General features: G+C 72.3%; 2 protein-coding genes. Both read left to right on the top strand.

Features of this window, described 5'->3' with window-relative positions; all coding sequences use genetic code 11:
• Positions 1-440 (top strand): SAM-dependent methyltransferase (locus tag MBTS_RS14730; RefSeq protein WP_244973570.1); only part of this gene is annotated, 440 nt, incomplete at its 5' end.
• The coding region (locus MBTS_RS14725; RefSeq protein WP_342357229.1) for an SAM-dependent methyltransferase at positions 437-747 on the top strand (311 nt) is incomplete at its 3' end. The genes MBTS_RS14730 and MBTS_RS14725, both read left to right, overlap by 4 nt.

Below are 747 nucleotides of genomic sequence, written 5' to 3'. Positions count from 1 at the left end.
GGGCCGGGCGGGACGTGGCGATCCTGTCGGAGGGCGATCCGTTCTTCTACGGCTCGTTCATGCATCTGTGGCGCCGCCTGAAGGACCGTTTCCCGGTAGAGGTGGTGCCCGGCGTGACCGGCATGTCCGGCTGCTGGACCAGGGCCGGAACCCCGATCACCTGGGGCGACGACGTGCTGACGATTCTCCCGGCGACGCTGGGCCATGACGCCCTGGTGGAGCGCCTCCGCATCACCGACGCCGCCGTCATCATGAAGCTCGGCCGCCACCTGCCGAAGGTGCGCCGCGCCCTGGCCGAGACCGGCCTCCTCGACCGCGCGGTCTATGTGGAACGCGGCACCATGGCCGGCGAGAAGGTGATCGCGCTGGCCGAGAAGCCGGACGACGACGCCCCCTACTTCTCGATGGTCCTGGTGCCCGGCGAGGGGCGCCGCCCGTGACCGGCTCCGTCACGGTCGTTGGCCTCGGGCCGGGCGATCCGCGTCTCCTCACCCAGGCGGCGAGCGAGGCCCTGGCGCAGGCGCAGGACCTCATCGGCTACATCCCCTACGTCGCCCGCGTGCCCGATCGTCCGGGGCTGACGAAACACGCCACCGACAACCGCGTCGAGATCGACCGCGCCGGCCATGCGCTCCGGCTCGCCGCTTCCGGCCGCCGGGTCGCGGTGGTGTCCGGCGGCGATCCGGGGGTCTTCGCCATGGCGGCGGCGATCTTCGAGGCCGTGGAGACCGGCGATCCGGAATGGCG

Origin of the sequence: Methylobacterium bullatum (genome assembly GCF_014845095.1) — a bacterium.
Taxonomy (GTDB): domain Bacteria; phylum Pseudomonadota; class Alphaproteobacteria; order Rhizobiales; family Beijerinckiaceae; genus Methylobacterium; species Methylobacterium bullatum.
This window is presented reverse-complemented; position numbering and strand designations above follow the sequence as displayed.